The organism is Cupriavidus necator (assembly GCF_013141915.1).
Classification (GTDB): Bacteria; Pseudomonadota; Gammaproteobacteria; order Burkholderiales; family Burkholderiaceae; genus Cupriavidus; species Cupriavidus necator_B.
Genome location: NZ_SROX01000001.1, coordinates 50966 through 76809 on the forward strand (window position 1 = coordinate 50966; position 25844 = coordinate 76809).

At 69.9% G+C, this 25844-nt stretch carries 28 protein-coding genes; 8 read left to right on the forward strand and 20 right to left on the reverse strand.

The window, feature by feature from the left end; translation table 11 throughout:
• The first annotated feature begins 2 nt into the window (after positions 1–2).
• Together E5S69_RS00220 and E5S69_RS00225 are read left to right on the forward strand one after the other, a co-directional pair.
• Complete coding sequence (locus E5S69_RS00220; RefSeq protein WP_171513016.1) at positions 3–830, forward strand: FAD binding domain-containing protein; 828 nt, start codon at positions 3–5, stop codon at positions 828–830.
• A gap of 9 nt (positions 831–839) precedes the next feature.
• Positions 840–2009 (forward strand): 2Fe-2S iron-sulfur cluster-binding protein, encoded by a 1170-nt coding sequence (locus tag E5S69_RS00225; protein WP_171513017.1) that lies wholly within the window; start codon positions 840–842, stop codon positions 2007–2009.
• A gap of 35 nt (positions 2010–2044) precedes the next feature.
• Here the strand turns inward: E5S69_RS00225 and E5S69_RS00230 are convergent, their stop codons facing one another.
• Positions 2045–2641 carry a helix-turn-helix domain-containing protein gene (locus E5S69_RS00230; RefSeq protein ID WP_171513018.1) on the reverse strand — a complete coding sequence of 199 codons (597 nt, stop codon included), beginning with the start codon at positions 2639–2641 and terminating at the stop codon, positions 2045–2047.
• A 104-nt stretch (positions 2642–2745) separates the two neighbouring features.
• On the opposite strand from E5S69_RS00230, the gene kbl reads away from it, so the two are divergent.
• Together kbl and E5S69_RS00240 are read left to right on the forward strand one after the other, a co-directional pair.
• Complete coding sequence (gene kbl, locus E5S69_RS00235) at positions 2746–3945, forward strand: glycine C-acetyltransferase (protein ID WP_171513019.1); 1200 nt, start codon at positions 2746–2748, stop codon at positions 3943–3945.
• Entirely contained in the window at positions 3945–4901 is a 957-nt protein-coding gene (locus E5S69_RS00240; protein ID WP_171513020.1) for an L-threonine 3-dehydrogenase, read from the forward strand. The genes kbl and E5S69_RS00240 overlap by 1 nt, the downstream gene beginning before the upstream one ends.
• Before the next feature lie 4 nt (positions 4902–4905).
• Here E5S69_RS00240 and ccmI read toward each other — a convergent pair whose 3' ends face one another.
• From ccmI to E5S69_RS00335, 19 genes are all read right to left on the reverse strand, one after another.
• Positions 4906–6111: a c-type cytochrome biogenesis protein CcmI gene (gene ccmI / locus E5S69_RS00245; protein WP_171513021.1), complete on the reverse strand. Its 1206-nt coding sequence runs from the start codon at positions 6109–6111 to the stop codon at positions 4906–4908.
• Positions 6108–6578 carry a cytochrome c-type biogenesis protein gene (locus E5S69_RS00250; RefSeq protein ID WP_171513022.1) on the reverse strand — a complete coding sequence of 157 codons (471 nt, stop codon included), beginning with the start codon at positions 6576–6578 and terminating at the stop codon, positions 6108–6110. The genes ccmI and E5S69_RS00250 overlap by 4 nt, the downstream gene beginning before the upstream one ends.
• Positions 6571–7113, reverse strand: coding sequence for a DsbE family thiol:disulfide interchange protein (locus E5S69_RS00255; protein ID WP_171513023.1), 543 nt, complete (start codon positions 7111–7113; stop codon positions 6571–6573). The genes E5S69_RS00250 and E5S69_RS00255 overlap by 8 nt, the downstream gene beginning before the upstream one ends.
• Positions 7110–9140, reverse strand: coding sequence for a heme lyase CcmF/NrfE family subunit (locus E5S69_RS00260; protein ID WP_171513024.1), 2031 nt, complete (start codon positions 9138–9140; stop codon positions 7110–7112). The genes E5S69_RS00255 and E5S69_RS00260 overlap by 4 nt, the downstream gene beginning before the upstream one ends.
• Complete coding sequence (ccmE, locus tag E5S69_RS00265; RefSeq protein ID WP_171513025.1) at positions 9137–9610, reverse strand: cytochrome c maturation protein CcmE; 474 nt, start codon at positions 9608–9610, stop codon at positions 9137–9139. Before ccmE ends, E5S69_RS00260 begins: the two co-directional genes overlap by 4 nt.
• The gene (gene ccmD, locus E5S69_RS00270) at positions 9607–9750 is read right to left on the reverse strand and encodes a heme exporter protein CcmD (protein ID WP_171513026.1); all 144 of its coding nucleotides are present in this window, start codon (positions 9748–9750) and stop codon (positions 9607–9609) included. Before ccmD ends, ccmE begins: the two co-directional genes overlap by 4 nt.
• On the reverse strand, positions 9747–10538 hold the full coding sequence (locus tag E5S69_RS00275) for a heme ABC transporter permease (protein WP_171513027.1): 792 nt from the start codon (positions 10536–10538) through the stop codon (positions 9747–9749). Before E5S69_RS00275 ends, ccmD begins: the two co-directional genes overlap by 4 nt.
• Positions 10535–11212 carry a heme exporter protein CcmB gene (gene ccmB / locus E5S69_RS00280; RefSeq protein ID WP_171513028.1) on the reverse strand — a complete coding sequence of 226 codons (678 nt, stop codon included), beginning with the start codon at positions 11210–11212 and terminating at the stop codon, positions 10535–10537. The genes E5S69_RS00275 and ccmB overlap by 4 nt, the downstream gene beginning before the upstream one ends.
• A complete protein-coding gene (gene ccmA / locus E5S69_RS00285) occupies positions 11209–11856 on the reverse strand; it encodes a cytochrome c biogenesis heme-transporting ATPase CcmA (protein ID WP_171513029.1) in 648 nt (215 codons plus the stop codon). The genes ccmB and ccmA overlap by 4 nt, the downstream gene beginning before the upstream one ends.
• Positions 11853–12440 carry a NapC/NirT family cytochrome c gene (locus E5S69_RS00290; protein WP_171513030.1) on the reverse strand — a complete coding sequence of 196 codons (588 nt, stop codon included), beginning with the start codon at positions 12438–12440 and terminating at the stop codon, positions 11853–11855. Before E5S69_RS00290 ends, ccmA begins: the two co-directional genes overlap by 4 nt.
• Before the next feature lie 12 nt (positions 12441–12452).
• Positions 12453–12953 carry a nitrate reductase cytochrome c-type subunit gene (locus E5S69_RS00295; RefSeq protein ID WP_171513031.1) on the reverse strand — a complete coding sequence of 167 codons (501 nt, stop codon included), beginning with the start codon at positions 12951–12953 and terminating at the stop codon, positions 12453–12455.
• Between the two features lie 24 nt (positions 12954–12977).
• On the reverse strand, positions 12978–15473 hold the full coding sequence (gene napA / locus E5S69_RS00300; RefSeq protein WP_171513032.1) for a periplasmic nitrate reductase subunit alpha: 2496 nt from the start codon (positions 15471–15473) through the stop codon (positions 12978–12980).
• Positions 15470–15784 carry a chaperone NapD gene (locus tag E5S69_RS00305; RefSeq protein WP_171513033.1) on the reverse strand — a complete coding sequence of 105 codons (315 nt, stop codon included), beginning with the start codon at positions 15782–15784 and terminating at the stop codon, positions 15470–15472. The genes napA and E5S69_RS00305 overlap by 4 nt, the downstream gene beginning before the upstream one ends.
• 103 nt (positions 15785–15887) lie before the next feature.
• Entirely contained in the window at positions 15888–16052 is a 165-nt protein-coding gene (napE, locus tag E5S69_RS00310; RefSeq protein ID WP_171513034.1) for a periplasmic nitrate reductase, NapE protein, read from the reverse strand.
• A gap of 222 nt (positions 16053–16274) precedes the next feature.
• Positions 16275–16619: a hypothetical protein gene (locus tag E5S69_RS00315; protein WP_171513035.1), complete on the reverse strand. Its 345-nt coding sequence runs from the start codon at positions 16617–16619 to the stop codon at positions 16275–16277.
• A gap of 177 nt (positions 16620–16796) precedes the next feature.
• On the reverse strand, positions 16797–18041 hold the full coding sequence (gene serA / locus E5S69_RS00320) for a phosphoglycerate dehydrogenase (RefSeq protein ID WP_236901145.1): 1245 nt from the start codon (positions 18039–18041) through the stop codon (positions 16797–16799).
• An 82-nt stretch (positions 18042–18123) separates the two neighbouring features.
• The gene (locus E5S69_RS00325) at positions 18124–18651 is read right to left on the reverse strand and encodes a hypothetical protein (RefSeq protein WP_171513036.1); all 528 of its coding nucleotides are present in this window, start codon (positions 18649–18651) and stop codon (positions 18124–18126) included.
• Between the two features lie 97 nt (positions 18652–18748).
• Complete coding sequence (locus E5S69_RS00330) at positions 18749–18943, reverse strand: hypothetical protein (RefSeq protein WP_171513037.1); 195 nt, start codon at positions 18941–18943, stop codon at positions 18749–18751.
• A gap of 118 nt (positions 18944–19061) precedes the next feature.
• Complete coding sequence (locus tag E5S69_RS00335; protein ID WP_171513038.1) at positions 19062–21515, reverse strand: TonB-dependent receptor; 2454 nt, start codon at positions 21513–21515, stop codon at positions 19062–19064.
• 370 nt (positions 21516–21885) lie between these two features.
• Between E5S69_RS00335 and E5S69_RS00340 the strand changes: the two genes are divergently transcribed.
• Genes E5S69_RS00340 through E5S69_RS00355 form a run of 4 tightly spaced genes read left to right on the forward strand, consistent with a single transcriptional unit; the run spans position 21886 to position 25838 of the window.
• Positions 21886–22869: a tripartite tricarboxylate transporter substrate binding protein gene (locus tag E5S69_RS00340; protein ID WP_171513039.1), complete on the forward strand. Its 984-nt coding sequence runs from the start codon at positions 21886–21888 to the stop codon at positions 22867–22869.
• Positions 22870–22874: 5 nt separating this feature from the next.
• A complete protein-coding gene (locus tag E5S69_RS00345; RefSeq protein ID WP_423766605.1) occupies positions 22875–23651 on the forward strand; it encodes an ABC transporter ATP-binding protein in 777 nt (258 codons plus the stop codon).
• Positions 23648–24667, forward strand: coding sequence for a PQQ-dependent catabolism-associated beta-propeller protein (locus E5S69_RS00350; RefSeq protein WP_171513041.1), 1020 nt, complete (start codon positions 23648–23650; stop codon positions 24665–24667). Before E5S69_RS00345 ends, E5S69_RS00350 begins: the two co-directional genes overlap by 4 nt.
• Positions 24660–25838 carry a branched-chain amino acid ABC transporter substrate-binding protein gene (locus E5S69_RS00355; protein WP_171513042.1) on the forward strand — a complete coding sequence of 393 codons (1179 nt, stop codon included), beginning with the start codon at positions 24660–24662 and terminating at the stop codon, positions 25836–25838. Before E5S69_RS00350 ends, E5S69_RS00355 begins: the two co-directional genes overlap by 8 nt.
• Positions 25839–25844: the final 6 nt, after the last annotated feature.

The following is a 25844-nucleotide window of genomic DNA, read 5'->3' on the forward strand; positions in this document are numbered from 1 at the left end:
CGATGAAAGCCGTCGCTTTTTCCTATCATGCGCCCGGCTCCCTGCAGGACGCGCTGGCCCGCCTTGGCGCGGGCACCGATGTCGCCAAGACCATGGGCGGAGGCCAGTCGCTCGGCCCGATGCTGAACCTGCGGCTGGTCCGCCCTGACACGGTGGTCGATGTGTCGGGGCTGGCCGAACTGCGGCAAGTGGCGTCCACCCCCGCTGGCATCCGCATCGGCGCCTGCGTGACCCATGCGCAGATCGAGGACGGGGTGTTCGCGCCGCTGCGCGGCACCATGCTGCAGGCCGTGGCGGGCGGCATTGCCTACCGCGCGATCCGCAACCGCGGCACCGTGGGCGGCAGCCTGGCCCATGCGGATCCGGCCGCGGACTGGGTGGTGGCGATGACCGCGCTGGGCGCGCGCATCGAGATTGCATCCGGCACCGGCACGCGCGAGGTGCCCATGGAAGCCTTCATGATCGGCGCCTACACCACGGTGCTGGCCGACGGCGAACTGATCGCCGCCGTGCGCGTGCCGCATGCCACCGTGCACAGCCGCTGGGGCTACCAGAAGCTGTGCCGCAAGACCGGCGAGTTTGCCGAGGCCAGCTGCGCCGCGTACTTCGATGCCAGCTGCCGCTTCGCACGCATCGTGCTCGGCGCGCTGGACGGGCCGCCGGTGGTGCTGCCCGGACTCACGCGCGCGGTCGCCGCGCAAGGCGCCGCGGCGCTCACCGCCGGTGCCGTGGACGAAGCGGTAGCGCAGGCCGCGCCTGGCAAGGACGCCATCGACCGCAAGCTTTACCGTACCGTCGTGATGCGCTGCGTCACGCAAATGCTGAACTGAGGAGCGCCCGTGCAGACCATCGAATTCAATGTCAACGGCCGCCGGGTTTCCGGCGCGTGCGCGGACCGGACGCACCTGGGCGACTTCCTGCGCGACACGCACCGGCTGACCGGCACCCACCTCGGCTGCGAGCACGGCGTGTGCGGCGCCTGCACCGTGCTGCTGGACGACAAGCCGGTGCGCTCGTGCATCACCTTCGCGGCCGCCTGCCAGGGCGCCGACATCGTCACCGTCGAAGGCTACCAGGACGATGCCGTGATGGCCGACCTGCGCGCGGCGTTCAACCAGCACCACGCGCTGCAGTGCGGCTTCTGCACGCCGGGCATGCTGGCGACCGCGCGCGACATCGTGCTGCGCCTGCCCGACGCCGACGACGCCACCATCCGTCACGAGCTGTCGGGCAACCTGTGCCGCTGCACCGGCTATATGGGGATCGTCGCCGCCATCCGCTCGGTACTGGACGCACGCCGCGCCGCAGCCGGCGTGATTGCGCGGCACGCCGCGGGCGCGGCGCTGGCCGAAGCGCCGTTCACCGGTTTTGCCGTTGCGGACGAAGCGCTCGGCACGCTGCCTCACCTGGCCGCCAACACCGGCGCCGAGGCGGAACGGTCAGCCGACCGCAAGGGCTGGTCGCGCATCGAAGGCAGCTTCACCGTCCCCTACGCCCTCGACGCGGTATGGGCCTTCATGGCCGACTTGCCGGCCGTGGCGGGCTGCCTGCCGGGCGCGGTGCTCACTGAAATGGAGGGGGAGAAGGTCAGGGGCCATATCGCCATCAAGTTCGGCCCGATGTCCGCCAGGTTCGACGGCGCCGCGCGCCTGCAGCGCGACGATGCGAACAAGCGCGGCGTGCTGAAGGGGGCGGGGCAGGACTCGCTCAGCAATTCCAAGGCCGCGGGCGACATCGCCTACCAGCTGAAGGCGCTTGCCGCGCACGATACCGAGGTCGCGGTAGACCTGCAGTATTCGCTGCAGGGGCCGCTGGCGCAGTTCTCGCGGTCGGGGCTGGTGCGCGATTTCGTGCGGCGCATGATTGCGGATTTCGGCAAGTCGGTGGCGCGCCGGATGGACCCGACGCTGAGCGATGCCGAACGCAACCAGGCGGTACGCCTCAATCCTGTGGCGGTGTTCTTCGGTGTGCTGTGGGAGCGGGTCAAACGGTGGTTCGGCGCCGGCTGAACCCGCACGCCGGGCTGTCGCATCCCTTGCCCGTGTCAGCCCGGATGCACTACAACCAGTAGTGCGGTGGCAGTGGTCTTGCCGCCATTGGAGATCGCATGTGCGACATCGGCCGCATAGCGCGCGGTCTCGCCGTGCCTCAGCTTCTTCTCATCGGCGCCCGCGCGCACCGTCATCGATCCGCTCAGCACCGACAGGTGTTCCTGGGTGCCGGCCTCGTGCGGCTCGGAGGCCAGCACGCCGCCGGCCTGGATGGTCAGCTCATACCACTCGAAGCGCCCGGCCAGGTCGATCGGGCCCAGGATGCGCAGGTCGCAGCGGGTATCGGGGCTTTTCAGCGACGGCGCGGCATGTGGCGGGATCACGGTGATGCCGCCGCCGGGCCGCTCTGCCGCGCCGCCGGCCAGGAAATCCGTCAGGCTGACGCCCAGCGCATTGGCCAGGCGCCACAGCACCGCCACGGTGGGGTTGGCCAGGTTGCGTTCGATCTGCGACAGCATCGACTTGGAAACCCCGGCACGGCGCGACAGTTCATCGAGCGACAGCCGTTGTTGCTGACGCAGCGCCTGCAGCGCCATGCCGACGGCGGGCGGGCCATCGGCCTGCGGGGTCTGGGCGAGGGCTTGCGTCATGGATGGATGTTCGTTATATTGCGCAAAATGTTCGATATACAGAACGTGTTCGATTTATCGATCGAATCCTAGCACATCCCTCGCACACCAACGGGAGCCAAGTTATGTCGAATGCCGAGGCATTCTATGCATCCATCCGCACTGAACTCGAAAGCATCCGCGAGGCGGGGCTGTTCAAGCATGAGCGCGTGATCGCCACGCCGCAGGGTGCGCGGGTGCGCACCACCGACGGCCGCGAGGTCATCAACCTGTGCGCCAACAACTACCTTGGCTTGTCGTCGCACCCGCGGGTGATCGAGGCCGCGCACGAGGCCTTGCGCACGCATGGCTACGGGCTCAGCTCGGTGCGCTTTATCTGCGGCACGCAGGACCTGCACAAGACGCTGGAGGCGCGGCTGTCGGCCTTCCTCGGCACCGAGGACACCATCCTCTACGGCTCGGCCTTCGACGCCAATGGCGGCCTGTTCGAAACGCTGCTGGGGGCGGAAGACGCGGTCATCAGCGATGCGCTCAACCATGCCTCGATTATCGACGGCATCCGCCTGTCCAAGGCGCGCCGCTACCGCTACCAGCACAACGACATGGACGACCTGCGCGTGCAGCTGGAGCAGGCGCGGGCCGACGGCGCGCGTTACACGCTGGTGTTTTCCGACGGCGTGTTCTCGATGGACGGCACCGTGGCGCGGCTGGACGAGATGCGCGCGATCTGCGACGAGTATGGCGCGCTGCTGGGCATCGACGAATGCCATGCCACCGGCTTCATGGGACCGCGCGGCCGCGGCACGCACGAGGCGCGCGGCGTGTTCGGCAAGATCGACATCATCACCGGCACGCTGGGCAAGGCGCTGGGCGGCGCTTCGGGGGGCTTCACCAGTGCGCGCAAGGAAGTGGTAGCGCTGCTGCGCCAGCGCTCGCGGCCGTATCTGTTCTCGAATACCGTAGCGCCGGCCATCGTGGGCGCGTCGATCGCCGTGCTCGATATCCTGGAGGCCAGCACCGAGCTGCGCGACCGGCTCGAGCGCAATACGAAGTTCTTCCGCGCCGGGCTGGACCAGCTGGGCTTCGACGTCAAGGCCGGTGACCACCCCATCGTCCCGATCATGGTCTACGACGCCGACAAGGCGCAGCAGCTCGCGCAGCGCCTGCTTGAGCTGGGCGTGTACGTGGTCGGCTTCTTCTACCCGGTGGTGCCCAAGGGCCAGGCGCGCATCCGCGTGCAGATGAGCGCGCTGCATGACGAGGCCACGCTGCAGGCGGCGCTGGACGCCTTTGGGCAGGCCGGCCGCGAACTGGGGCTGATCTGATGGAATCGGGCCAACCCAAGATCCTGATCGTCGGCGCCAACGGCCAGATCGGGTCTGAACTGGCACTGGCGCTGGCCGAGCGCTACGGGCGCACCAGCGTGATCACCTCCGACGTGGTGCCCACCGGCCGACACGTGCACCTGACGCACGAGATGCTCAACGCCACCGACCGGGGCGAGCTGGCCACCGTGGTCGAGCGCCATGGCATCACCCAGGTCTACCTGCTGGCCGCGGCGCTGTCCGCCACCGGCGAGAAGGCCCCGCAGTGGGCGTGGAACCTCAACATGACTAGCCTGCTTAACGTGCTGGAACTGGCACGGCAGACCGGGCTGGAGCGGGTGTTCTGGCCCAGCTCGATCGCCGCCTTCGGCCCGACCACGCCTGCCGCGCACACGCCGCAGCAGACCGTGATGGAGCCGACCACGGTCTACGGCATCTCCAAGCAGGCGGGCGAGGGCTGGTGCCGCTGGTATCACGTCAACCACGGCGTGGATGTGCGCAGCGTGCGCTATCCGGGCCTGATTTCGCACAAGACCCCGCCCGGCGGCGGGACCACAGACTATGCGGTCGACATTTTCCATGCGGCGGTGAAGGGCGAGCCCTACACCTGCTTCCTGAAGGAAGACGAGGCCCTGCCGATGATGTATATGCCCGACGCCATCCGCGCCACCATCGAACTGATGGAAGCGCCCGCGGCGCAGTTGAGCGAGCGTGGCAGCTACAACATCGCCGGCATGAGCTTTACGCCGGCGCAGATTGCTGCGGCCATCCGCGAGCAGGTGCCAGGCTTCCAGATCCGCTACGAACCCGACTATCGCCAGGCGATTGCACAGGGTTGGCCGGATTCGATCGACGACTCGGTTGCGCGCGCGGACTGGGACTGGAAGGCGGAATACGGCCTTAAGGAAATGGTGGCGGACATGCTGGCCAACCTGAAGGCGACGCTGCCCGCCTGAGCCGCTACGGGGCAATCGCGCCGTCGATGGCGATGCGGATGCTCTCGGTGCCGACTGCCACCGGTCCGGTGCGCCCCACCAGGTCTCCGGCTTTTGGCAAGGCGCTGCCGCTGGCCGAAATCCGCGCTTCCAGCATGACCTGTTGCTGCCCTGACAGCCGGTGGTCGGGCCGCATCGCCATCGCATCATCCAGCGTGAACGACAGTGGCAGGTCGCGCGCCTGGCGGCGCAGCACCGCCAGCGGCATGCGCGAGCCGTCGGTGGGCAGCGCGTAGACAAAGAGCGTGTCGCCCGGTTGCGGCGTGCGCCCGGCCTTCTCGCTGAGCATGACCATGCCGGTGATCTTCGGGGTTTGCGCCGCGGCAGCCGTGCCGCGCGCGGCCGCGAGGTTGGCGGCAATGCGCGCCGCGGTCTGCGAATCCGCCGGCAGCAGCCGGTACAGGTGCTCCCAATATCCGATGGCAGCCTGCTTGTCGCCGCGTTCGGCCGCGGCGCTGGCAGCAAGCGCCAGCGCTTTGGGGTCGTCCGGGTCCAGCGCCAGCGCCTGGCGCACCTGTGCCATGGGCGGGCCTTCCAGCGAGCCGCCGTTCAGGCTGGCCAGCACATCGGCGTAGTCGGAGCGCAGCGCGGCCACGTCCGGCGCCAGTTCGACGGCCCGCGCGTACGCCGCGGCGGCGTCGGCATGGCGCTCCAGCACGCTGTATGAGCGCGCCAGCATGGCCCAGCCCTGCGCATCGCCGGGCGACTCGCGCAGGCGCTGCGCCAGTTGGTTCACCATGCCCTCGACCTGCGCGCCGCTCAGCTGGTGCTCGCTGCCGGTGCTTTCGGGCAGGTCGTCGGCACGCCATAGCGCGACCGGGTTGCCAAGGTGCAGGTAGAGCAGGATGGCGGCGCTGGGAAGCAACGCGAGCAGCAGCGCGGCGAGCAGGGGCGAGGTGCCGGCCCGGCCTGTGCCGGTGGCAGCGACGGCGGCGTCATCGAGCAGCCGGCGGCCGAGCTCGTCGCGGGCTCCGGCGTGGCGCGCCGCGGTGAGGGTGCCGCCGCGCAGGTCGGTGTCCAGCTCGCGCAGCTGGTCGTGGTACAGGTCCACCAGCAAGCTGCGTTCCGGCGTGCCCGGGTCTGGCGCTGCGCGGCGGCGCAGCAGCGGCCACAGCAGGCAGGCCGTGGCGGCGGCGATCAGCGCGGCAGCGAGCAGCCAGAAGGTAGTCATGGCTGGCGGCGCTCTACGGGTGTCGCGGCGGATTCGTCCAGCAAATCCGCAAGCTGGCGCTGCGCGCTGGCGTCGAGCGTGGCCTCGGCCTGGCGGCCGCGCGAGCGCGCACGCACGATGGCAGCCGCGACGCCGGCCAGCAGCAGCAGCGGGCCGAACCACAGCAGCCACGTCAGCGGCCGCAGCGGCGGCTTGTACAGCACGAAGTCGCCATAGCGCTGTACCAGGTAGTCCTTCACGGCCTCGTCGCTGGCGCCGCCGCGCAACTGCGCGCGGATCTGGCGCCGCAGGTCGACCGCCAGCTCGGCGTTGGAGTCGGCCAGGGACTGGTTCTGGCAGACCAGGCAGCGCAACGCGTTGGACAGCGCGTGCACGCGGGCATCGAGTTCGGTTTCCGTCAGTGCCATCGCCTGCAGCGACACGCAGCAAAGCCACACGGCAAGCGTCGCGCGGATCCGGCTACGCATGGCTGCCTGCCTGCCGTTCCAGTTGCTCGATCAGCGGGATCAGCTTGCGTTCCAGCACCTCGCGCGTGACCGGGCCCACCTGGCGGTAGCGCACCACGCCATGCTGGTCGATGACAAAGGTCTCGGGCACGCCGTAGACGCCGTAGTCGATGCCGACGCGGCCGTCGGCGTCGACCAGCGAAGCGGCATAGGGGTTGCCCAGCCGCTGCAGCCAGTCGCGCGCGGCGCCGGTCTCGTCCTTGTAGTTGAGGCCATACAGCGGCACCGGCGAGCGCGCGGCAAAATCCACCAGCAGCGGATGCTCGGTGCGGCAGGCCGCGCACCACGATGCCCACACATTCAGCAGCCAGACCTTGCCGCGCATGTCGGCACTGGCCAGCGTGCGGCCTTCGGGTTCGAGCAGCGGCAGGCGGAACGCCGGCGCGGCCTTGCCGACCAGCGGCGACGGCAGTTCGCGCGGGTCGTGGCGCAGCCCGGCGGCGAGCGCGACGGCAAGGGCGAGGAAAGCGGCCAGCGGCAGCAGGAAACGCGTCATGCGGGCGTCTCCTCATGGACGCTGGCCAATGCCGGCACTGCGGGCGCATCCGGTGCGGCTGGCGCGGTGGCTGGATTGGCGGCGCGGCGGCGCAGCCGGTAGCGCTTGTCGCAGACCGCCAGCAGCCCGCCCAGCGCCATCAGCACGCAGCCGGCCCAGATCCAGTCGACAAACGGCTTGACATGGATGCGCACGGCCCAGGCGCTGCCTTCGGCGTGGTTGCCGACATGCTCGCCCAGCGCCACGTAGAGGTCGCGCGCCAGGCCGCTGTCGATCGCGGCCTCGGTGGTGGGCATGTCCTGGCTGCGATAGATGCGGCGCTCGGGGTGGAGCAGTGCCACCCGCTTGCCATCGCGCGAGGCCACCAGCGTGCCGCGCAGCGCGTCGTAGTTGGGCCCGCCGGCCTGGCTCACGCCGGCAAAGCGGAAGTCATAGCCGCCCACGCTGACACTGTCGCCGGCGCGCATGGGCAGTTCGCGCAGGCTTTCCTGGCCGGATACCAGCGTCACGCCGGCGATGAAGATGCCGACGCCGGCGTGGGCGAGCAGCATGCCCCAGTAGCTTGGCGTGAACTGGCGCAGCGCGGCCAGGCGGCGCCCTTGCGGTTGGCGCAAACGCGCCGCCAGGCTGGCCACGGCGCTCAGCACGCACCACGCCGCCAGCAGCAGCCCCAGCCCGCTCAGCGCCGATGCATTGCGCAGCACCAGCAGCAGCCCCAGCCCGATGGCCGCGCTGGCCAGGGCGGCCCAGCGCAGGCGGCGCGCCATGTCGGGGAGGCTGCCGTGGCGCCAGCGCGCCAGCGGCGCGGCGCCCATCAACAGCACCGCGGGGGCCATCAAGGGCACGAAGACTTGCTCGAAATAGGCCGGGCCGACCGAGATCTTGCCCAGCCCCAGTACATCGACCAGCAGCGGGTAGAGCGTGCCCAGCAGGACCGTAGCGGCAGCCACCGCCAGCAGCACGTTGTTGGCCAGCAGCATTGATTCGCGCGACACCGCCGCAAACGCCACGCGCCGTGCCAGCCGCGGCGCGCGCCACGCATACAGCGCGAGTGCCAGCCCGGTCACCAGCCCCAGCAGCGCGAGGATGAAGATGCCGCGCTTCGGGTCCACGGCAAAGGCGTGGACGGAGGTCAGCACGCCGGAACGGACCAGGAAAGTGCCCAGCAGGCTCAGCGAGAAGGTGAAGATCGCCAGCAGCACGGTCCAGGCGCGGAAGGCGCCGCGCTTCTCGGTCACCGCCAGCGAATGCATCAGCGCGGTGCCCGCCAGCCACGGCATGAACGAGGCGTTCTCGACCGGGTCCCAGAACCACCAGCCGCCCCAGCCCAGCTCATAGTAGGCCCAGGCGCTGCCCAGCATGATGCCCAGCGTCAGGAAGGCCCATGCCACGGTGGTCCACGGCCGCGACCAGCGCGCCCAGGCGGCATCGACGCGCCCGGCCAGCAGCGCGGCCACGGCAAAGGCAAAGGTCACCGAGAAGCCGACGTAGCCCATGTACAGCAGCGGCGGGTGGAACACCATGCCCGGGTCCTGCAGCAGCGGGTTGAGGTCGCGGCCTTCCATCGCCGGCGGCAGCAGCCGCACGAAGGGGTTGGAGGCAAACAGCAGGAATGCCAGGAAGCCGGCGCTGATCGCGCCCATCACGGCCAGCACGCGGGCCACGGCGGCCAGCGGCAGCTGCCGGCTGTACACCGACACCGCCAGCGACCACAGCCCGAGCATCAGGGTCCACAGCAGCATCGAGCCTTCGTGCCCGCCCCACACCGCGGCGATGCGGTAGGCCAGCGGCAGCGCGCTGTTGGCGTTGGCGGCGACGTAGCGCACGCTGAAATCATTGCTGATGAAAGACCACGTCAGCGCGGCAAACGACAGTGCCACCAGCAGGCATTGCACGCGCGCGGCGGGGCGCGCCAGCGCCATCCACGCCAGCCGGCCGCGCGCCGCCCCGGCCAGCGGCACCACGGCTTGCACCAGCGCCACCAGCAGGGCGACGATCAGCGTGAAGTGGCCGAGCTCGGCGATCACTGGCGTACTCCCTGGGCCGGCGCGGCCTCCGCCATGCGGCGGTTCACCGGTTCCGCCTGCCTGAGCGCGTCGGCGGCTTCAGGCGGCATGTAGTTTTCATCATGCTTGGCCAGCACCTCGCTGGCGATGAAGGTGCCGTCCGCCTGCAGCTGGCCGCGCGCGACCACGCCCTTGCCTTCGCGGAACAGGTCGGGCAACAGGCCGCGATACTGCACCGGCACCTGGCGCGCGGTGTCGGTCACGACGAAGCGCACCGTCATGCCGTCGCCCTCGCGCCGGATCGAGCCGGGCGCGACCAGCCCGCCCAGCCGGAAGCTGCGCGCCACCGGTGCCTCGTGCGCGGCAACCTGGCTGGGGCTGAAGAAGAACACCAGGTTGGAGCGGAAGGCATTGAGCACCAGCGCCGCCGCGATGCCGCAGCAGGCCAGTGCCGCGGCCAGCAGCCCGAAGCGGCGCTGGCGTGGTGTCATTGGCCGGCTTCCAGGCGGGCGGCACGGCAGCGGCGGGCCAGCAGCACCAGCTCCAGCGCCAGCAGCAGCGCGCTCACGCCAAAGGCGCCGGCGATGAAGATGCCGTGGTGCCCGTAGGGCAGCAGCGTGGACAGCGTCATGACTTCTCTCCGGAAACCATGGCGGAGCCATGCGGCGCCTCGCCGCGCTCGCGCAGGATGCAGCGCACTCGCACCAGCGCCACCGCCACCGTGTACATCCAGCACGCCAGCGTCATCAGCAGCATGCCGGCCAGCATGGTGGCGGCCATCGACGGCGCCGCGGTCAGGCTGACCGAGGCGCCCTGGTGCAGCGTGTTCCACCACTGCACCGAGAAATAGATCACCGGAATGTTGACCACCCCCACCAGCGCCAGCACCGCGCAGGCGCGTTCGGCGCGGCGCGGCTCGTCGATGGCGGCTTCCAGCGCGATAAAGCCCAGGTACAGGAACAGCAGGATCAGCTCAGAGGTGAGCCGTGCGTCCCACACCCACCACGTGCCCCAGGTGGGCTGGCCCCACAGCGCGCCGGTCCACAGCGCCAGCACGGTGAAGAGCGCGCCGGTAGGCGCCAGCGCCGACGCCATCATCGACGACAGCCGCGTGCGCAGCACCAGCCCCAGCGCGCAATAGCCAGCCATGACCAGGTAGATGAACATCGACATCCATGCCGCCGGCACATGGATGAAGATGATGCGGTAGACCTCGCCCTGCTGGGCGTCGGTGGGCGCCACGGCAAAGCCGGTCCACAAGCCCGCCAGCGCGAACAGCGCCGCCGCGGCGAAGCACCACGGCGCCATGCGCCCGGCCAGCGGATAGAAGCGCACCGGCGCGGCGTAGGCCAGCCAGGTGCGTGGGGCGCGAGCGCGTGGCGGGATGCGGTGTGGCACTGATGGCAGCGGCTGGCTCATGCCGGCGTCTCCATGGCAATGCGCAGCCCGGCGGCGGCGGCCAGCGGGCACAGGAACAGCGACAGCGCCAGGCACGCGCCCAGCAGCGAGAACTGCGCCGTCACGTCCAGCCCGGCATCGGCCGCGGCTGCGGCGCCGGCGCCGAACACCAGCACCGGCACGCACAGCGGCAGCACCAGGATGCACAGCAGCACCGCGCCGCCGCGCACACCCAGCGTCAGCGCCGCGCCGACCGCACCGATCAGGCTCAGCGCCGGCGTGCCGACCAGCAGCGACGCCGCCAGCAGCAGCGCGGCGCCGAACGGCAGCCCGTACTGCTGGGCCAGCAGCGGCGTCAGCAACAGCAGCGGCAGTCCGCTGGTCAGCCAGTGCGCGGCGATCTTGGCCAGCACCAGCAAGGCCAGCGGATGCGGCGACAGCAGCAGCTGGTCCAGGCTGCCGTCGGCATACTCCTGCGCAAACAGCCGCGACAGCGACAGCATCGAGGCCAGCAGCGCCGTCACCCACAAGATGCCTGGTGCCAGCGCGCGCAGCTGCTGCGGTTCGGGGCCGATCGCCAGCGGGAACAGGCTCGCGGCCATGACAAAGAACACCACCCCGGCAAGCAGGCTGCCGCGCCGCCGCCACGATAGCGAGACATCGTGCGCGACAATGGCGGCGAGCGTGCGCATCATGCCGATCCGCCCAGGCGCAGCACCGCGCCGGCGGCCGGCAGCAGCTGGTGCGTGGCGATCACGGCCATGCCGCCCGCGGCCAGGTGCGCGTCAAGCTGGTGCTGGAAGCGCGCGCACGCCTCGGCGTCCAGCGCGGTGACCGGTTCGTCCAGCAGCCACAAGGCGCGCGGCGCCAGCGCCAGCCGCGCCAGCGCGACGCGCCGCCGCTGGCCTTGCGAGAGCGTGCGCACCGGCACCTGCGCGACCCGCTCCAGCCCTTGCGCGGCGAGGGCGCGCGCGACGCTGTCGGCGCGCTGGCCGGCATCGGCATGGCGACCCGCGAGGCGGGCGGCAAAGCGCAGGTTCTCGGCCGGGGTCAGGTCGACGTCAATGCCGTTCGCGTGGCCAAGGTAGGCCAGCGCCTGCTGAAAATCCGGGTCGGCGGCGCGCAGCGGGCGGCCGTGCCAGTGCAGCGTGCCGGCATCCGCGCTGGCCAGGCCGCACAGCACGCGTAGCAGGGTGGTCTTGCCGCTGCCGTTGGCGCCCAGCACCTGCAGCAGCCCGCCCGGTGCGAGGCCGAGGTCGATGCCATGTAATACCGGACGGCCGGCACGCGACACCGCCAGGCCGCTGGCGCTGAGCACGGGCGCAGCGGCACGCGTCATTGCTCCTCGGCTTTGGAGATGTCGGGAAGATGGTGGGCGATGCCCTTGTGGCAGTCGATGCAGGTCTTCTCCTTGTTGGCCAGGTAGGTCGAATGCATGGCCTGCGCGCGGGGGCTCTGCCGCGTAAAGTCCATCGACTGGTAGTCGTGGCAGTTGCGGCATTCCAGCGAATCGTTGGCCTTGAAGCGGGCCCACTCGTGCTGCGCCAGCGTGAGCCGGTGCGCCTGGAATTTCTCGCGGGTGTCGACGGTGCCGAAGATCTTGGCCCAGACCTCCTTGGACGCCTGCATCTTGCGCGCCATCTTGCTGGTCCAGTTGTGCGGCACATGGCAGTCCGAGCACTTGGCGCGCACGCCGCTGCGGTTGGTGAAATGGATGGTGCCCTGCAGCTCCTGGTAGACGTTGTCGCGCATTTCGTGGCAGCCGGTGCAGAACTGCTCGGTGTTGGTCAGTTCCAGCGCGGTATTGAATGCGCCCCAGAACACCACCCCGGCGATAAAGCCGCCGAGCGTCAGGAAGGCCAGGCTGAAGTACGCGCTTGGCTGGTTGATGGTTCGCCAGTAACGCTTGATCAGGTCGAGCATGGCGCGCACCCGCTAGTTGGACGAGCCCTTGGTGCCGGGCTTGCGCTTGAGCAGCTGCTCGACGTCGACGAAGCTGTTGCCCACCAGCGGCTTGGCGTCGGCCTGCGGCACGTGGCACTGCGTGCAGAAGTAGCGGCGCGGCGAGACGTCGGCCAGCACGTTGTTGTTGCGGTCCATATAGTGGGTGATGCTGACCGGGATCGCCTGGGTCTCTTCGGTACGGGTGCGGGCGTGGCAGAACATGCAGCGGTTGAAGTCCTTGTCGAGCTGGTAGCCGTCGATCTTGTGCGGGATCGTGGGCGGCTGCATGGTGTAGTTGCGGGTGCGGCGGATGTCCTTGTTCTCGGTGGGGTAGAGCAGCGGCGCCTTGGCTTCATTGGCGATGGGCGTGGGCCCGCGCATCGCGTCGACGACCCCCTGTGCGTGCGCGGGGCCGGCGGCCTGCGGCGCGAGCACGGCCAGCAGCAGTGCGCACACGGCCAGCAGCGGCATCCAGGATCGGCTTGGCTTCATGGCGTCTCCCTGTTCGGTTGCGGGCTAGACCTTGACGATCTTGACCGCGCACTTCTTGAAGTCGGTCTGCAGCGAGATCGGGCAGGTGGCGTCCAGCGTCACCTTGTTGATCAGCTGGCTGGCATCGAACCACGGCACGAACACCAGGCCGCGCGGCGGCGCGTCGCGCCCGCGGGTTTCGATGCGCGAGCGCATCCGGCCGCGCCGGGACACCACCTCGACCTCGACGCCGCGGCGCAATCCCATGGCCTTGGCGTCTTCCGGATGCATGAACACCACCGCGTTGGGAAAGGCGCGGTACAGCTCGGGCACGCGCCGCGTCATCGAGCCGGAGTGCCAGTGCTCCAGCACGCGGCCGGTGGCCAGCCAGAACGGGTATTCCTGGTCGGGCGCTTCGGGTGGCGGTTCGTAGGGCAGGGCGAAGATCACGGCCTTGCCGTCGGGGTTGCCATAGAACTGGTAGCCGGTGCCGGCCTTGACGTACGGGTCGCTGCCCTCGCGGTAGCGCCAGCGCGTTTCCTTGCCGTTGACCACCGGCCAGCGCAGCCCGCGCGCCTCGTGATAGGCATCGAACGGGGCCAGGTCGTGGCCGTGGCCGCGGCCGAAGCTGGCGTACTCTTCGAACAGCCCCTTCTGCACGTAGAAGCCAAAGGCCTTGGCCTCGGCGTTCTGGTAGTCGGCGTCGATCTCCTTGAGCGGGAACTTGTCGACCTGGCCGTTGCGGTAGAGCACGTCGAACAGGGTTTTGCCGCGGTACTCGGGCTTTTTCGCGATCAGGTCGGCGGGCCAGACGTCCTCGACCTTGAAGCGCTTGGAGAACTCCATCAGCTGCCACAGGTCGGAGCGGGACTCGCCCGGCGCATCGACCAGCTGGTGCCAGAACTGCGTGCGGCGCTCGGCATTGCCGTAGGCGCCTTCCTTTTCCACCCACATCGCGCTGGGCAGGATCAGGTCGGCAGCGAGCGCGGTCACGGTGGGATAGGCGTCGGACACCACCACGAAGTTCTGCGGGTTGCGATAGCCCGGCAGGCCTTCTTCCATCAGGTTGGCCGCGGCCTGCATGTTGTTGTTGACCTGCACCCAGTAGGCGTTGAGCTTGCCGTCCTTGAGCATGCGGTTCTGCAGCACGGCGTGGTAGCCGGGCTTGTCGGGGATGGTGCCGGCGGGCAGCTTCCAGATGCGCTCGGCTTCCTCGCGGTGCTTGGGGTTGGTCACCACCATGTCGGCGGGCAGCCGGTGCGAGAAGGTGCCCACCTCGCGTGCGGTGCCGCACGCCGACGGCTGCCCGGTCAGCGAGAACGGGCTGTTGCCCGGCGTGGCGATCTTGCCGGTCAGCAGGTGCAGGTTATAGACCATGTTGTTGGCCCAGCTGCCGCGCGTATGCTGGTTGAAGCCCATGGTCCACAGCGACATCACCTTGATGTTGGGGTCGGCATAGAGCTCGGCCAGCTGGTCGAGCTTGGCCTTGGGGACGCCCGACAGCTTGCTGACGGTATCGGCGTCGTACTTGGCGACGAAGCGCGCGAAGTCGTCGAAGGAAATCGGGCGCGACGCGCCCGGATCGGCCGCGTTCTTGGCGGCTTTCTGCAGCGGATGTTCAGGTCGCAGGCCATAGCCGATATCGGTCACGCCTTCCTTGAACACGGTGTGCTTGTTGACGAAGTCCTTGTTGACCTTGTTGTTCTTGATGATGTAGTGGGCGATGTAGTTCATCATCGCCAGGTCGGTTTGCGGCTTGAAGATGACCGGGATGTCGGCCAGGTCGAACGAGCGGTGCGTAAAGGTCGACAGCACCGCCACGCGGGTCTTCGGATGGCTCAGGCGCCGGTCGGTGATGCGCGTCCACAGGATCGGGTGCATCTCGGCCATGTTCGAGCCCCACAGCACGAAGGCGTCGGCGGCTTCAAAGTCGTCGTAGCAGCCCATCGGCTCGTCCATGCCGAAGGTGCGCATGAAGCCCTGTACGGCCGACGCCATGCAGTGGCGCGCATTGGGATCGAGGTTGTTGGAGCGAAAGCCCGCCTTCATCAGCTTGGACGCGGCATAGCCTTCCCAAACGGTCCACTGGCCCGAGCCGAACATGCCTACCGCGGTCGGGCCTTTCTCTTTCAGCACGCGCTTGAATTGCTGCTCCATCTCGTCGAAGGCGCGCTCCCACGTGACCGGGGCGAATTCGCCGTTCTTGTCGAATTTGCCGTTCTTCATGCGCAGCAGAGGCTTGGTCAGCCGGTCCTGCCCGTACATGATCTTCGACAGGAAATAGCCCTTGACGCAGTTCAGGCCCTTGTTGACCTCGGCCTGCGGATCGCCGTTGGTCGCCACCACCTTGTTGTCCCGCACCGCCACCGTGACGCCGCAGCCGGTGCCGCAGAAGCGGCATGGCGCCTTGGACCACTTCAGCTTGGTTACTTCGCTGTCGGTCACCATGTTGGCGGCCCCGGCGGGTAGCGCGACCCCGGCGACGGACGCCGTGGCGGCCACCGCGGTCTGCTTGATGAAGTCACGACGCGAGATATTCATCGGGCGATCTCCTCGTTCATTGCCTCGGCGTCTTCGTTGTGCTGGTAAACGAGGGCCGCGGACAGCACGCCGTCGAGCTGGTGCAGGTAGGTCAGGTGCGCGGCAATGGCGCGCGAGGTGGGCGCTTCGATGGTGACGACGAGTTTGCCGGCGTCGCTGGCGGCGTGGATCTCGGCGCCGGTGATGCCGTCGATCGCGGCCCGGACCCGGGCCACCTTGCCGGGCAGGGCATGGACGACGATACCGGCGATATGCCACTCTGCGCCGGCGGGCAGGGGCTGGATGGGGATGGCGCGTCTTGCTGCGGGCATGCGCAAGCTCCGGTTCGATGCCGTTTCAGTCTGGGCTGCAGCTTGTTTTTATCTGTCAAATGCCCCGGTGGCGGCGAGCCAGCCGCACCGGCCTGCCGGTCGCCTAGTGTGACGGGGGACCGCTGATCAGCTGGGTCATCCATACGATGAACCCATAGCCCGCAACGATGATGACGGACAGTACCGGCACCATGACAGTGGTCAGGAAAAGGAAACTGCGCAGTTCTTCTTGCTTGCGCTGCGGGTCGTGGGCTTCACCGGTTTCCATTGTGGGTTGACGTTTTCGGCAGGAAGGGATCGGGCGCGGCACGCGACGCGTTACACCATTAAAGGAAGCGCAAGCCAAGGTGTCAAGACTGCACTCACGGCGGGCAAGCCGTGACGGGCGCAAGATGCGGCAGGGGCCGCAATGCCGGCAACGCAATCCCCCAATTGCGGTAGCGGGCGCCAGGCCACCCGCGGGCGGATATATCACCTGGTGATAGGTCTGCTAGTGATAGGTCACCAAGACCAGGTAGGCAGGTGCCGCGCTGCCCGTGGTGGCGCGCGCAGCCTGGACTTCCAGGCTGGCCACGCCGATTCGTGTCAGCCCCTGCAGCGGCCCGGGTGTCACGGCAAAGGGCGCCGACACGACCTGCCCCGTTGGCTGCTGGCAACTGGCCTGCAGCTGGCCGGCAGACTGCCGGAAGTCGCATGAGGGGTACGTGATCGCCCCCAGGAATGTGATGGTGCCGGTTTGCGCGGCAGCGCCGTCGATTCCCGCGATCGACAGCACCGTGGCTGCGGCGAGCCGGCCCGCCATGGCGGCGGCCTTCCTGCTCCGTTCAAGCGACATGTCTGACCTCACGATAGTTAGTGCGGCGCCGACCGGGCCGCCATGCTCATCGCGTACCGTGCAGGCCCACCAATTCGCGTGTGGGCTGACTTCAGCATAGCCCCGCGTCCAGACGGCTTTCCGTGCTTAAGACAGTTCGGTGGAAGTTGCGGGGATCCGCCCGGCGCTTGCCCGTGACTACGCCGCGCCGCGCAGGATCAGCCGCGAGCGGGCAAAGCCGGCATGGGTCTGCAATGCCTGCATCAGCTGCGCGGACGGCACGCGGTCCAGGTCGGTGACCACGTAGCCGGTGTGGCCGCGCGTCTGCAGGTGCTGGCCGGTGATATTCACCCCCTCCTGCGCCAGCAGCGTGTTCAGCGCAGCGAGCGCGCCCGGCGCGTTGCCGTGCACGTTGAGCAGGCGCGCCGGCGCATGCAGCGGACCGGGATCGACCTCGGGGAAGTTGACCGCGCCGATGGTGCCGCCGGTGGCCAGGAAATGCGCGAGCTTGGCCGCCACTTCGGTGCCGATGTTTTCCTGCGCTTCTTCGGTGCTGCCGCCGACGTGCGGGGTCAGCAGCACGTTGGGCAGGTTCTGCAGCTCGCTGGTGAACGGATCCTGGTTGGTCTTGGGCTCTTCCGGGAACACGTCGATGGCCGCGCCGCCCAGGCGCTTGTCGCGCAGCGCCGTGGCCAGCGCCGCGATGTCGACCACGCTGCCGCGCGAGGCGTTGATCAGGATCGCGCCCGGCTTGCACGCCGCCAGGATGTTGGCATCGATCATATTGCGCGTGCGCGGCGTGGCCGGCACGTGCAGGGTCACTACGTCGGCCTGCGACACCGCTTCTTCGAGCGAGCCGGCGGCGCGCGCCGAACCGTGCGAGAGCCGCGCCAAGACATCGTAGTAGACCACGCGCATGCCCATCGATTCGGCCAGCACGCCCACCTGCGAGCCGATGTTGCCGTAGCCGACGATGGCAATGGTCTTGCCGCGCGCCTCGAACGCGCCGCTGGCGCCCTTGGCCCATTGGCCGGCATGCGCCAGCGTGTTCTTCTCGGGAATCCGGCGCAGCAGCATCACCGCTTCGGCCACCACCAGCTCGGCCACCGAGCGGGTGTTGGAAAAGGGCGCGTTGAACACCGGGATGCCGGCGGCGGTGGCTGCATCCAGGTCGACCTGCGAGGTGCCGATGCAGAAGCAGCCGATCGAAAGCAGTTCCGGTGCGCTGTGGATGTCGTCGGCACGCAGGTGGGTGGCGGAGCGGATGCCGATCACGTCATGGCTGGCCAGCACCTGGCGCAGTTCGGCGCCGGCCAGGGCGCCGGGGCGGCGCTCGACCTGCAGGCCGGCTTCGGCCAGCCGGGCGTTGGCGCTCTGGTGGATGTTCTCGAGCAGGATGGCTGTGGTCACGTTGGTTTTCCGCAGGAAAAGGTGGGCGGGCATTGCCGCATCGCCCCCATTCTGCGCGCAAAACGCAAGCCGGGCCGGGGAGCCCCTGCTGCCGGCATTGGCACCGGCCGCGGTGTCAGCGCGCGTGGCGGGCGTCGCCCCCGAGCGGATCGACGATGATCATGGTCTGTCGCAGCACCCCGGCATTGTCAAAGTAGCAGCTGAAGTGCGCCGTCTGCAGGCCGTCCTTGTACATGCGCCAGGACCATGCTTCGCGCTGCATCAGCGGGTAATACTGCACCGGCTCCCGTGGCAGTCCGAAATGCTGCTGCACGTCCTGCTTGGTCCAGACCCCGACCTGGGCGCGATAGATCTCGGCCTCGGTCAGCATCTGGCGGTAGCGGGTGAGCTTGCCGGCGGCGTCGAAGTCGGCGGCGTAGACCTCATGGCCGAACGGCTGGCGCGACCAGAGCCAGCGGGTGGTGCCATCGGCGAGGCGGTGGGTCTCGGTCGGTGGTCCGAAAGTGTTGCGCACAGCGCTTTCAGGGCTGCCGATCATCTGCCTGCCGGTCTGTTCCGGCTGCAGGGTGGCGCAGGCGCCCGACAGGACTGCGGCAACGCACAGGCCGCCGAGGCGTCGGGGGGATAGGAACCAGGCTGTCATGGCGCGCTCCTGCGGAGGGAGAAAGATCCGCAGTGGCCATTGTCCGGCTGGCGGGCCGGTCCCGGCAACACCGGCCGGCAGCGCTGCCGGCGCGGGCTTAGCAGCGGCCCTTCTTGGCCTGGCCCGGCGGGCAGAACGATTCGTTGCCGTACGGGTCGATGCGGCAATTGCCTTTCTTGGCCTGGCCCGGCGGGCAGCCCTGCGGACCGCCGCCGTAGTCGTCATAAGGGGCTACCACGCAGCCGCCGAGCAGTGCGCTGCACGCGACCAGAAGGGCGAGGATGGATTTCATTGCATTCTCCTTGTTGTGGGGATTCCGTTTGCGACAGGAGAATAGATTGTGCCAGTGTGGTTGTCTGTAAGGAATCGTGAACGCCGCGAGGGGTGCATGCCATGGACACCGTCCCAGCCTACATGCGGAATACCAGCCCCAGCCAGAAGCTGCGCGGCGCGCCCGGCGCCACGAACAGCGCGCTGGCCGCATCGCCGGGGGCCACGTGCGGCCGCACCAGGCTGCCGCCGGGAAACAGGTCGTTGGCGATCTGGCCGTAGGTTTCATAGCGCCGGTCCAGCAGGTTGGCCACGCGCGCGTAGATCTCGAACCGCTTGCTGACCTGATACGCCGCGCGCAGGTTGACGGTGGCGTAGCCGGGCGTGCTCCAGTCGGCGGTCTTCGGCGCGGCGCCGGACTGCGGGTCGCTGCGCAGGCCGTCCTCGTTGCCGCTGGAGACCGAGCCCGACACCGCCACCAGGTCGGCGCCCAGCGTCACCCCGGCCATGGCCTGCCAGTCCACGCCCAGCTTGAGCGTATGGCGGGGCAGGCCGGCCATGCGCATGCCCGGGCGGATGTCGATGGTGCGTTCGCCCGCGGCAAGCTGCCCGGCGGACTGGTAGGTGGCCTGCAGGTAGCTGTAGGCCAGCCGCAGCGTGACCGCACCCAGGCGCTGCCGGGCGGTCAGGTCGAGCCCCTGGTTGCGGGTGCGATCGAAGTTGGCGAAGTAGCCGAGCTGCGTGTTCGGCGCGCGCAGGAACAGGATGTCGTCGTGGTTGTCGATGCGGTAGAGCGAAGCCGTGACCTCGGTGTCCTGGCGCGGGTGCCAGCGCACGCCGGCCTCGTAGGAGTGGGACACCACCTGCTTCAGGTAAGGATCGGCCTGCAGGCCCGCCGGCAGGCGGCAGGGCCGGTCCGGGTCGGCGCAGCCGAGTTCGAGCACGGTCGGCACGCGGTTGTTCTGCGCGTAGCCGCCGAACACCGTGACGCCGCCGCCCAGCTTTTGCGCCAGCCCCAAGGCCGGGTTGAGGCGGCGATAGGTAAAGCGCTCGCGCGGCTGTTCGCTGCCGTCGCTGTTGCGCAGCGTATTGCTGACGGTGACGTGGTTCCACCGCGCCGAGGCGGTCAGGAAGGTGGTCGGCGTCAGCGACCAGGTATCGGACAGGTAAACCCCCAGCGTGCGGGCGTTGCCGCTGACGCCCGAGAACAGCGCGTTGGCCTCGGCGGGGTCGGCTACCACGCCGCGGTCGTCGGTAAAGGCGGCAAGCTGTGCGTATTGCGCATAGGTCAGGCGGCTGCGGTCCAGCGTCACCCCGGCATTGAGCACATGGCGCTCGGTCTCGCGCGCCACGCTCAGCGCCATGCCGACGGTCTGCTGCCGCATATGGCTGGTGTTGAGTACCGCCGGGTGCAGCGCCGCGCCGTCGGCGCGGGTCATGCCGCAGCCGTCGCCGCGCGGGCTGCCGTCGGCGTTGAAGCCAGCCTCGCAGTCTTCGGCATAGGCTTCGTAGCCGGGGTTCACGTCGCCGTTGGCGGTGTCGCGGCGGCTGTTGCGCACATAGGCCAGCGCGGCGGCGCTGGTGTTGTCGTCAAACCAGTGGCGGCCGTTGAGCGCGGCCTGCGTGACCTGGTTGCGGGTCTGGTCGGGGTAGGTGTAGATGGCACGTCGGTTGGCCTGGTAGAGCTCGGGCAGCGTGCCGCCGTCGGCGGCGCGATAGCCGGGCACCAGGCCGTTGCCGGTCAGGGTGCTGCGTCCGTGCAGCACGGAGACGTCCCAGCGACTGGTTGCGCCGGCGTAGCCGGCCTTGGCAAAGACGTTGCCGAGCCGGCCTTCGGAGTGGTCGCGCCAGCCGTGCTCCTGAAACAGCGTGCCGGCCGCGAACGCATGCCAGCCGCTGTCGCTGCGCACGCCGCCGGACAGGTCGGCGCGCTTGCGGGCCCGGCTGCCGTAGGAAAGATCGGCGGTGAAGCCGGGCGAGTCCAGCCCCGAACGCGTGGTCATGGCCAGCGCGCCGCCGAGGGTGTTGAGGCCGTAGGCGGGATTGGCGCTGGACACCAGCGACGCGCTCGCCAGCGCCGCCTCGGGAATCATGTCCCAGCTGACCACGTCGCCGAAGGGTTCGTTGACGCGGATTCCGTCCAGGTACACCGACAGGCCCTGCGGCACCCCGGGAATCGATGACGCGCGAAAGCCGCGGTAGGTGATGTCGGCCTGGAACGGGCTGCCCTGGATGTCGTTGACATTGACGCCGGCGAGGTTGCGGTTCAGGTAATCGGCCAAATTGCCGGCGCGCGCGCCGCCGAGGTCGTCGCCACGCACGGTCTGCACGGTGTAGGGCACCAGGTCGCTGGCCACGCCGATGCCGGGCAGCGGCGCGGCGGCCACCACCAGCACTTCGGGCAGCATGGCGCTGTCCTGGTTTGGCACAGCGCCGTCCGGTTGCGCCACAGCGGCGCGCTGGAACAGCAGCGCGATGGCCACGGCCAGCATGGCGGCACGCGGGCCCGCGCGGCGGCGCTGGCGTGCCGGGGCCTCGCATGGGGGCGTGGGTTGCCGCTGGCCTGGCGGCGCAGGGCGCGGGATGGCTGGCATGTCCGTCTCCTCCGGATAGGCGGCGCGTACCTGCATCGGGTCGCGCCTGTGCGCAGGCATCCAGCAGTTTTCGTACCGTGCCGCGGCCGGGCCGGCTGCGACCCCGGCAGCGACGCTGCGCCGGGCCACGGCGCCGGCTCGCCTGTCACAAAACAGGACAGTCGAGCGTTGCCGCCCGCGGGCCAGTGTTCCGCCACGACACAGTGGTGCGCGGCGCACCGCACCACGCAGGGCCGGGGCGCGCCGGCCTGCAGGGGCGCGCGCCCCGGCCCTGCAAGGGCCCGGCCACGGGCGCGATGCCGTGCTGCGCCGCAGCTGGTATCGGCTTTGCTCAGTCACTCCACATCGCAACCCTGTCTGGTGCCCAGCCATGTTCCGCTGCCTTGCCTGCCTGCTGTCCTTATGCCTCGGCCTGGTCGTGGCGGGCACCGCGCGGGCCGAGGGCGCACCGGCCTACCCGTCGCGCCCGGTCACGCTGGTGGTGCCGTGGCCAGCCGGCGGCGCCACCGATATCTCGATGCGCATCCTGGCCGAACTGGCCGGGCGCGAACTGGGGCAGCCGATCGTGGTGGAGAACCGCCCCGGCGCCGGCGGCACGCTGGTGGGCGGCCTGCTGGCCGCGGCCCGGCCCGACGGCTACACCATCGGCCAGTTGCCACTGACGGTGTACCGGTTCCCGCATCAGCAAAAGACCGCCTGGCAGCCGCTGCGCGACATCCAGCCGGTGCTGATGATCTCCGGCTATACCTTCGGCATCGTGGTGCCTGCCAGCAGCCCCTGGCGCTCGCTGCACGACCTGATTGCCTGGGGCCGCGCGCACCCGGGCCAGCTGACGGTGGGTTCCACCGGCATCGGCACCACTGCCCACCTGGCGATGGAAGACGTGCTTGGCCGCAGCGGCGTGCGCTACCTCCACGTGCCGTACCACGGCACCGCCGACCAGATGCTGGCGGTGGCCAACGGCTCGCTGATGGCGGGCGTCAATTCCACCGGCTTTGCGCCGTTCGTCGAGGCCGGCAAGCTGCGCTTGCTGGCGGTGTTCAGCGCGCAGCGTTCGGCGCGCTGGCCCGACGTGCCGACCGTGGCCGAGCTGGGCTTTGACGACGCCGTCCACAACTCGCCTTATGGCATCGGCGTGCCGCGCGGTACCGACGCGGCCATCGTCCGGCGCCTGCACGACGCGTTCCGCATTGCCATGCAGCAGCCGCGCCATCTGGCCGAGCTGGCCCGCTACGACCAGGCGCTGACTTACCTGGGCACCGCGCAATATGAAGCCTTCCTGCGCCAGGCGTGGGAGACCGAACGGACCTTCGCCGAACGCGCGGGCACGGCGCGGGCGAAGGCGCAGCTATGAGCGCAATGCCATCCCTGGCAGCGCCGGCGCTCGCCTGCGACGGCGTGCGCAAGGCATTCGGCGCCCGCATGGCGCTGGACGGGGTCTCGCTGTGTGTGCGGCGCGGCGAGTTCGTGGCGCTGCTGGGGCCCAACGGCGCGGGCAAGACCACGCTGTTCCAGATCCTCAGCGGCCTGTTCGTCGCCGATGCCGGGCAGGTCACGGTGATGGGCTGCGACATGCGGCGCGAGCCGGTGCGCGCGCTGGCGCAGCTGGGCATCGTGTTCCAGCAGCCCGCCATCGACCTGGACCTGCCGGTGCTGGCCAACCTGCGCTTCCATGCCGACCTGCATGGGCTGCCGCGCCGCGTGGCGGCGCAGCGCAGCGCGCGCCTGCTGCAGGCCTTCGGCCTGGCGGCGCGCGCGCAGGCCCCGGTGCGCGAGCTGTCGGGCGGCAGCCGGCGCAAGGTCGAGCTGGCGCGCGCGCTGCTGCACGAACCGGCGATGCTGCTGCTCGACGAGCCCACGGTGGGACTGGACCCGGCCTCGCGCGTGCAATTGCTGGCCGAGGCCCGGCGGCTGGCGCGGGAAGCCGGGGCCGGCGTGCTCTGGGCTACGCACTTGGTGCAGGAGGTGGAGCAGGCCGACCGCGTGATCGTGCTGGACCGCGGCGCGGTGCGCTTCGACGGCACCCCGGCCGCGCTGCTGGGCGCCACCGCGGCCACCACGCTCGAAGCCGCCTTCCTGGCCATGACGCCGCCAGTCCGCGCCGCCGCGACGGCGCCAACGGAGATACCCGCATGAAGCCGATGCCGTCCCCTGTCTGGTTTGCGGGCGCCTGGCTGCTGGCCACCGCGTTGCTGGTCGCCGCCGGCCTGGCCGAGGGCGCGCAGGGTGGCGCCGCGCGCGCCGCGACCCGGCAGGTCTTTGTCTCCAGCGAAAAGGACGACGCGCTGACAGTCTACGATGCCCGCAGTGGCCAGCAGCTGGCGGCATGGCGCCAGTGCCGGCGCCCGCGCCACTTGCAGTTGTCGCCCGACCGCGCGCGGCTGTACGTGGCCTGCAGCGACGACCACCGCGTCGACGTGGTCGACGTGGCGACGCGCAAGACCGTGGCGTCACTGCCGGTCGGCGACGATCCGGAATTGTTCGACCTCAGCCCCGATGGCCGCACCCTCTATGTCTCGAACGAAGCGGACGCGCTGCTGTCGGCCTATGACACCGGCTCCGGCAAGCGCGTGTTCGCGGTCGGGGTGGGCGAGGAGCCCGAAGGCGTCAGGGTCAGCGCGGACGGACGGCAGGTGTATGTGGCCTCCGAGGTCGCCAACCTGGTCCATGTGGTCGACGTGGCCACGCGCAAGGTGGTGCGCAATATCCGCGTCGGCAACCGGCCGCGCCGGCTGCTGCTGGTGCGCGGCGGCAAGGAGCTGTGGGTGTCGAACGAGTTGTCGGCCAGTGTCAGCGTGATCCGCACCGATACGCTGGAGGTGGTCCAGACCATTGCCTTCGCGCCGCGCGGCATGCGCACCGAGGACGTGACCCCGGTGGGGATGGCGGCGGCCGGCGACGGCACGCATGCCTATATCGGCTTGGGCCGCGCCAACCATGTCGCGGTGGTGGAGGTGGCGTCGCGCCGCGTGCAGGACTACGTGCTGGTGGGCCGGCGCGCCTGGGGCCTGGCGCTGAGCCGCGACGACGCCCGGCTCTACGTCGCCAACGGGCTGTCCGACGACGTCAGCGTGGTCGACACCGCCAGCCGCAAGGCGGTGGCCACGCTCAAGGCGGGCCGCGTGCCGCATTCGGTGGCGATCGATGACTGAGCGCGCGCTGGCCATGCTGGCATGCGCGCTTGCATTGGCGTTGCCGGCCCCGCTGCAGGCCGCGGCGGTGCGCGTGGCAGTGGTGTCGCTGGCCGATGATGCCCGCTATGCGCCGCGGCGGCTGGCACTGCGCTATCCCGACCAGCCGCAGGGCCGTGCGCTCGACGGCGCCCAGGTGGCGGCGGCGGAAGCACGCGTTGCGCTGGCGGCTGCGGGCCAGTCGCTCAGCGTCGAGGGGCAGCAGGCCAGCACCGAAGCCGAGGTGGCCACGCTGGTCGCGGCGCTGGCGCGCCAGGGTACGCGCTTTATCCTGCTGGACCTGCCGCCGGCTTCGGTGCGGGCCGCGGCGGGCGCGGTCAAGCCGGGCGAGGCGCTGCTGTTCAATGTCTCGGCCGACGACGATGCGCTGCGCGGCGCCGCCTGCGCGCCGGTCCTGCTGCATACGCTGCCGAGCCTGCGCATGCGCGCCGACGCGCTGATGCAGTACCTGGCCGCGCGCAAGTGGCGCCGCGCCTTGCTGCTGAGCGGGCCATCCCCGGCGGACGCCGCGCAGCGCGACGCGCTGGTGGGCGCGGCGCGTCGCTTCGGCATCGCGTGGGCCGGCCAGCGCGCCTTCCGGTTGTCCAACGATCCGCGCGAGCGCGACCAGGCCAATGTCAGGCTGCTGAGCGGCGGCGTGGACTACGACGTGGTGGTGGTGGCCGACGCCGACGGCGAGTTCGCGCGCGGCCTGCCCTACGCCACGCAGCTGCCGCGCCCGGTGGTAGGCGCCAGCGGCCTGGGCGCGCAGGCCTGGCACTGGGCCTGGGAGCGCAACGGCGGGCCGCAGCTCAACCGGCGCTTCGCCCGCGCCGCGGGCCGGCCCATGACCGGCTACGACTGGGCCGCCTGGGTCGCGGTCAAGGCCATTGCCGAGAGCGTGGTGCGGCAGCCCGCGGGCTTTGCCGCGCAGGCACAGGCGCTGGCCGCGGGGCGGGTGGTGGTGGACGGCTTCAAGGGCCCGCCGCTGTCGTTCCGGCGCTGGGACCGGCAGCTGCGCCAGCCGCTGCTGCTGGCCCACCCGGACGGCGTGGTCGGCACGGCGCCGGCCGAAGGCGTGCTCCATCCGAAGAACAACCTCGACACCCTGGGCGCGGACGAAGCCGACACGGCATGCCGCGCCCCCACATGACCTTCC